A 3,003-nucleotide genomic window follows, 5' to 3' on the forward strand; every position below is an offset into this window, starting at 1 on the left:
GGCCTAAACGATGGCAAATACAAATGGGAACAAGAAACCCAATTTAAAGACAAAATGATTAAAGGCCAAGGCTGGCCCGAATGGATGGTAGAAGCGTTTAATGCCACATCGCAAGAGGAGCTCGCTGAAATTAAACAACGGCATCATATAAAACAATAAATTTCAATAGTTCAGGGTGGGAAAGGATAACGCCGCCGACTTTACAATAACCGTAAAGTCGTGCCATTAATTGTGACTAAAAACAATAAAATTTAAAATAAGGAGTAAAACAATGCCATCACAATATCAACCTCAAATTTTGGGTTGGATAGGCGATTTAGACAAAGGCGGGAACTATTTAACGGGTGCCGATGATCGCTTGCTCTATGCTAATGATAACTACTGTGCTTTTATCCGTAAAACTTTATCGGATCAAATATTTTACTTATCCATTTTTTTAGTTACTTTTGCTCTTTTAATGCCAGCCATTTATATGTGTTTTTCATTAATTCTAGATTTAGATCTTAAGGATGAAAGTTTGATATACATTACTTTTGTAACAATTCTAATAACTTCTTTAGTTGCTTTATATATATCTATTCCTGAAATCTATCAAAACCTTTTTACACGCCGAGGAAGCCCCATTATTTTTAATCGCAAAACGGGTAAAGTGTATATCAATGAAAGCTATTTTTTTAATTTTAAAGTGTTACGTAATCCGCTAACCTTTTTGCATCCTAATAAAAAACGCATAAAAGAATATGATTGGGCTCATTTACAAGGGGTGGTGGTGCATAACTTTTCACGCTACTCACTCAACACCACTATTTTAATGGTATGCAAGCCCCATAGCCATAAAACAATCGACCATATATTATTAGATCCATTACGTGTCGGCATAGGTAGTTATCTGGTTTGGGGTTGGGTCAATAATTTTATGTGCGCGAACAAATTAGCCGGCCTAAACGATGGCAAATACAAATGGGAACAAGAAACCCAATTTAAAGACAAAATGATTAAAGGCCAAGGCTGGCCCGAATGGATGGTAGAAGCGTTTAATGCCACATCGCAAGAGGAGCTCGCTGAAATTAAACAACGGCATCATATAAAACAATAAATTTCAATAGTTCAGGGTGGGAAAGGATAACGCCGCCGACTTTACAATAACCGTAAAGTCGTGCCATTAATTGTGACTAAAAACAATAAAATTTAAAATAAGGAGTAAAACAATGCCATCACAATATCAACCTCAAATTTTGGGTTGGATAGGCGATTTAGACAAAGGCGGGAACTATTTAACGGGTGCCGATGATCGCTTGCTCTATGCTAATGATAACTACTGTGCTTTTATCCGTAAAACTTTATCGGATCAAATATTTTACTTATCCATTTTTTTAGTTACTTTTGCTCTTTTAATGCCAGCCATTTATATGTGTTTTTCATTAATTCTAGATTTAGATCTTAAGGATGAAAGTTTGATATACATTACTTTTGTAACAATTCTAATAACTTCTTTAGTTGCTTTATATATATCTATTCCTGAAATCTATCAAAACCTTTTTACACGCCGAGGAAGCCCCATTATTTTTAATCGCAAAACGGGTAAAGTGTATATCAATGAAAGCTATTTTTTTAATTTTAAAGTGTTACGTAATCCGCTAACCTTTTTGCATCCTAATAAAAAACGCATAAAAGAATATGATTGGGCTCATTTACAAGGGGTGGTGGTGCATAACTTTTCACGCTACTCACTCAACACCACTATTTTAATGGTATGCAAGCCCCATAGCCATAAAACAATCGACCATATATTATTAGACCCATTACGTGGTGGCATAGGTAGTTATCTGGTTTGGGGGTGGGTTAATAATTTTATGTGTGCGAACAAATTAGCCGGCCTAAACGACGGCAAATACAAATGGGAACAAGAAACCCAATTTAAAGACAAAATTATTAAAGGGCAAGGCTGGCCCGAATGGATGGTAGAAGCGTTTAATGCCACATCGCAAGAGGAGCTCGCCGAAATTAAACAACGGCACAATATAACGCAATAGCCCAAAAGCCATTGCAGTTTGGCAAGCATGGGTAAAGCGGTATGGCAATCTAATTTTACCGATATTGAAAAAATTGAAGTAAAACAAACCGATTCTAACCAGCCAGGTAGTGATCTAATGCTGATAACTTGGGTAGCGGGCACCTTTGCTTATGATCTAATAAATAACTATCAAATCAATATCTGCCCTAATGCACAAGATGATGGCGAAATTCCGCTCATCATTAACCGAAGCAGGAAGAATAAATAAAAGGAGAATAAAATGCCATCAAAATACCGTCCACAAATTTTTGGTTGGTTTGGCGATCTAGATAAAGGCCCACGTTTAGTGCCCCTGCATGACGATCGCTTAAGCTATGCCAATAATAACTATTGTGCCTTTATTCGGCAGGATCATAATGATCAGATTTTTTATGCTTGTTTGTATATTATTGGTTTTATCTTTGGAACTGGCTCTACTGTTAGTTTTCTTTGGTTAATAACAGAATATGATAATCCTACAATTAAACTGTTTACTTTAATGGTAATTATAGTTGGATTTATTGCAAGTTGTTTAGGTATGTATATTCTAATTCCAGAACTCTATCTAAATTTGTTCTCGCGTCGTGGTAGCCCCATTATATTTAACCGTAAAACGGGTAAAGCCTATGTTAACGAAAGTTACTTTTTTAACTTTAAAATATTACGCCATCCTGCAGTATTTTTACAACCGAAAAAACGCCGAATAAAAGAGTATGATTGGGATGATTTGCATGGTGTTATTATCCATAATATGTCGCGTAATGCTTTAAGCTCGACTGTGTTAATGGTGTGCCAACCCGATACGCATCAAGTGATTGATCATATCATGCTAGATCCTGCCCGAGCAGGCGCTGGTAGTACATTTGTTTGGGGATGGATCAATAGTTTTATGTTTTTTTGTGATGTTGCCAATATTGATGATGGTGAATATAAGTCAGATCAAGAGGCGG

The 3,003-nt window shown here is 36.1% G+C and carries 4 protein-coding genes; all 4 read left to right on the forward strand.

Features of this window, described 5'->3' with window-relative positions; translation table 11 throughout:
- Nucleotides 1-271: 271 nt before the first annotated feature.
- Nucleotides 272-1,096, forward strand: coding sequence for a DUF6708 domain-containing protein (locus A9G47_RS10795; protein WP_065642863.1), 825 nt, complete (start codon nucleotides 272-274; stop codon nucleotides 1,094-1,096).
- A gap of 112 nt (nucleotides 1,097-1,208) precedes the next feature.
- The gene (locus A9G47_RS10800; RefSeq protein WP_065642864.1) at nucleotides 1,209-2,033 is read left to right on the forward strand and encodes a DUF6708 domain-containing protein; all 825 of its coding nucleotides are present in this window, start codon (nucleotides 1,209-1,211) and stop codon (nucleotides 2,031-2,033) included.
- Between the two features lie 27 nt (nucleotides 2,034-2,060).
- On the forward strand, nucleotides 2,061-2,282 hold the full coding sequence (locus A9G47_RS10805; RefSeq protein ID WP_065642865.1) for a hypothetical protein: 222 nt from the start codon (nucleotides 2,061-2,063) through the stop codon (nucleotides 2,280-2,282).
- 12 nt (nucleotides 2,283-2,294) lie between these two features.
- Nucleotides 2,295-3,003: DUF6708 domain-containing protein (locus A9G47_RS10810; RefSeq protein WP_065642866.1), on the forward strand; the 709-nt coding region annotated here is incomplete at its 3' end.

This window comes from Gilliamella sp. WF3-4, from assembly GCF_001690275.1.
Taxonomy (GTDB): domain Bacteria; phylum Pseudomonadota; class Gammaproteobacteria; order Enterobacterales; family Orbaceae; genus Gilliamella; species Gilliamella apicola_C.

Coding starts and splice junctions, on each gene's coding strand:
- A9G47_RS10795 (WP_065642863.1), top strand. CDS start 272: ATGCCATCACAATATCAACCTCAAATTTTGGGTTGGATAGGCGATTTA.
- A9G47_RS10800 (WP_065642864.1), top strand. CDS start 1,209: ATGCCATCACAATATCAACCTCAAATTTTGGGTTGGATAGGCGATTTA.
- A9G47_RS10805 (WP_065642865.1), top strand. CDS start 2,061: ATGGGTAAAGCGGTATGGCAATCTAATTTTACCGATATTGAAAAAATT.